Genomic DNA, 2498 nt, shown 5'->3' on the forward strand with positions numbered 1-2498 from the left:
ACATGGCTTAAAAGAAATGTATAAAGCATAAGAAGACACCTCAGCTATGCTGAGTGACACGGAGTGGCATTGTGTCCCCTTATGCTCTTAGCAGAGAATCTGAAAAGAATTTAAAAACATCAAAATACGTAGTGAGCAATGTATAAAAAAATGTTGCATTTATGCCAATAAAGCAATTGGAATAAAGCAATATTTAGGTTAGAGAAAAATAAAAAAGGTGGTTTATATGGGTAAAAGGGTCGTGAATGGAATAAAAGAGGGTCTATCAGTATTTGTTCTGTTAGTAATTGTTGCAATAACTTTAAATTTTTTAAAATTGGATATTGGATATAGCAGATTTTGGACTTATTTAGGTAACTTAGGGATCATTAATTTTTTTGATGAAAAACCATTAAATGGATTAGTTGTTTTAGGTTTTTTATTAGGTTTAATTGTTTTTGTTTTAGCTTTATTTTTTCCTGATAAAGAGAAAAATATAAAGTGAGAAATGAATACTAGTTTTTGATTAGTCTAGTTTTTTATTGGTTTTGATAATCATGTATAAGAGGAAAATACAGAGAGTTACACTTTGTATGATGGTAGAGTATAGTATTATATTTTCTTTTTTTGTTATTAAAGAATATATATCTAAAACTATAAGTATTAAAGAAATATAAAGACTATATCTAAAAATTTGTTTTGTATATTTTCCACAAATTATTTGTGCTTTATTCCAATTTTTTTGTGTTTTCATTGATTTCTTTGTTCGAAAACCATAGAAGTGATTTATATTTTCAGGAGGGTTTTTAATCATTAATTCTCCTAGTAAAATCATAAAAATACTTGAAGGTAATAAAAGCATTGATGACATCCTTTTTTATGTTTTTGAAATGAGCTTTTTCTTTTTTTGATTAAACTAAAGTTTAACTAAAAACATGATTTAGTAAAGGATTTATTCAGGGTATAGTCGACTATATAATTCATTTGTCTTTTATGCCGAGAAAATTTATTGATCGTTGAGAAGAACCCTTAACTAAACTTGTAGACGAATGTCGGCATAGCGTGAGCTATTAAGCCGACCATTCGACAAGTTTTGGGATTGTTAAGGGTTCCGAGGCTCAACGTCAATAAAGCAATTGGAATAAAGCAATATTGAATGTGACAATAATGTTCGTTTTATCGACTTTTTTCTTTGTTAGTATTGATGTAAGAAAAGTTTAAGGAGGCAAAAACTATGATTTTAGATATTTTAGGTTATGTATTTGGAATAGGATTTATTGTATTTGGAATTTTTGCTTTGGTTCTTTGGGGAAATGAAATTTATAAAATTATAAGTAAAAGCAATAAAAAAGTTAGTTATAAGAAAAGTGTTTATTGTGCTGGAGTTGCTATTATATGTGCTTTAGTTTTGATTATTACAGTCAATGTTTTTTAGGTTTTTTAAACGAGTTGAAAACGAGTTTCTGCTTGTCTTGATTTTGTATTATGTTTTGCTAAACGTTATGACAAAAGTTAGATCACGCATTTATGCCGAGGCTCAACGTCAATAAAGCAATTGGAATAAAGCAATATTTAGGTTAGAGAAAAATAAAAAAGTCCTGGTCTATTATAGACCAGGACTTTTTTATTTTTCGTTAGACCGCAACAACATTAGTTGCTTGTTCGCCACGTTGACCATCAACTATGTCGAAATCTACGCTTTGTCCATCTTCTAAAGATTTATAGCCTTCTCCAACAATGTTAGAAAAGTGAACGAATACGTCGTTACCATTTTCTCTTTCGATGAAACCAAAACCTTTTTCTGAATTAAACCATTTTACTGTACCGTTATTCATATAGAATACCTCCGAGTGCTTTTGCACATAATATTTGTAACAATTTCATTTATAAAAAAGAGGATATTCTAGAAAAATACACTACAATTAAATTCACGAGCTTTTATTACGTTAGATTAAGTATACGCTTATTTATTGGATAAGTACATCTTTATTTTTAAAAGCACGCATTTATGCCGAGAAAACTTTTTGAAAAAGTAAATTGGAATAAAAACAAGGAGGGAAATCATGAAGAATTTTTTCTATACGACATTGATTGCTATTGGTCTTGTCTTTTTCTTTTATATATTTTTTGATTATAGACCTAGTGGATTAATTTTATTGCTGCTTGGATTGTCTATTTTTTATTTATTTGTGATATTTGTTAAGGATATTTTTAGGAAAAAAACTAAGGAAAAAGAGAGAGAGATTTAGAGGTTTTGAACTGTTCTTTCTTATCTTGATAATAAGGGTAACTATTTCGATTTTGGATAGTTACCCTTAAAGCATTGGTATATATAGCTTGAAACCCAAAAAAAGTTGCTTTTTCGTACCTATTAATGTATCGTTTTAGGTGTCTAATCAAAAACATACATAGAAAGGGGAAAAAGCAACTTTTTTTATTGTCATAGTTTGTGAAAACTAAGTTGTTTTTATGTGTTATAACATGGAAAAGTATACTGAGAAAAAACAAAGAAATCAAGT

The 2498-nt window shown here is 28.3% G+C and carries 5 protein-coding genes; 3 read left to right on the top strand and 2 right to left on the bottom strand.

Translation table 11 applies throughout. From position 1 onward, the window contains the following. Positions 1-226: 226 nt before the first annotated feature. Positions 227-484 (top strand): hypothetical protein, encoded by a 258-nt coding sequence (locus tag LQ611_RS13725; RefSeq protein ID WP_239709661.1) that lies wholly within the window; start codon positions 227-229, stop codon positions 482-484. Positions 485-505: 21 nt separating this feature from the next. On the opposite strand, the gene LQ611_RS13730 is transcribed toward LQ611_RS13725, so the two are convergent. Further along, positions 506-850, bottom strand: a complete 345-nt coding sequence (locus LQ611_RS13730; protein WP_239733960.1) for an SdpI family protein — start codon at positions 848-850, stop codon at positions 506-508. A 363-nt stretch (positions 851-1213) separates the two neighbouring features. Here LQ611_RS13730 and LQ611_RS13735 point away from each other — a divergent pair, with 363 nt between their 5' ends. Beyond that, positions 1214-1414 (top strand): hypothetical protein, encoded by a 201-nt coding sequence (locus tag LQ611_RS13735; protein WP_239709663.1) that lies wholly within the window; start codon positions 1214-1216, stop codon positions 1412-1414. A gap of 199 nt (positions 1415-1613) precedes the next feature. Here LQ611_RS13735 and LQ611_RS13740 read toward each other — a convergent pair whose 3' ends face one another. Then, positions 1614-1814, bottom strand: a complete 201-nt coding sequence (locus LQ611_RS13740; RefSeq protein WP_001059083.1) for a cold-shock protein — start codon at positions 1812-1814, stop codon at positions 1614-1616. 228 nt (positions 1815-2042) lie between these two features. Between LQ611_RS13740 and LQ611_RS13745 the strand changes: the two genes are divergently transcribed. Next, the gene (locus tag LQ611_RS13745) at positions 2043-2228 is read left to right on the top strand and encodes a hypothetical protein (protein WP_239709665.1); all 186 of its coding nucleotides are present in this window, start codon (positions 2043-2045) and stop codon (positions 2226-2228) included. The last annotated feature ends 270 nt before the right edge of the window (positions 2229-2498 follow it).

This window comes from Mammaliicoccus sp. L-M44 (assembly GCF_022386355.1).
GTDB classification, from domain to species: domain Bacteria; phylum Bacillota; class Bacilli; order Staphylococcales; family Staphylococcaceae; genus Mammaliicoccus; species Mammaliicoccus sciuri_A.

Excerpts from the sequence above, each read along its gene's own strand:
- LQ611_RS13725 (WP_239709661.1), top strand. The coding sequence starts at position 227 with ATGGGTAAAAGGGTCGTGAATGGAATAAAAGAGGGTCTATCAGTATTT.
- LQ611_RS13730 (WP_239733960.1), bottom strand. The coding sequence starts at position 850 with ATGTCATCAATGCTTTTATTACCTTCAAGTATTTTTATGATTTTACTA.
- LQ611_RS13735 (WP_239709663.1), top strand. The coding sequence starts at position 1,214 with ATGATTTTAGATATTTTAGGTTATGTATTTGGAATAGGATTTATTGTA.
- LQ611_RS13740 (WP_001059083.1), bottom strand. The coding sequence starts at position 1,814 with ATGAATAACGGTACAGTAAAATGGTTTAATTCAGAAAAAGGTTTTGGT.
- LQ611_RS13745 (WP_239709665.1), top strand. The coding sequence starts at position 2,043 with ATGAAGAATTTTTTCTATACGACATTGATTGCTATTGGTCTTGTCTTT.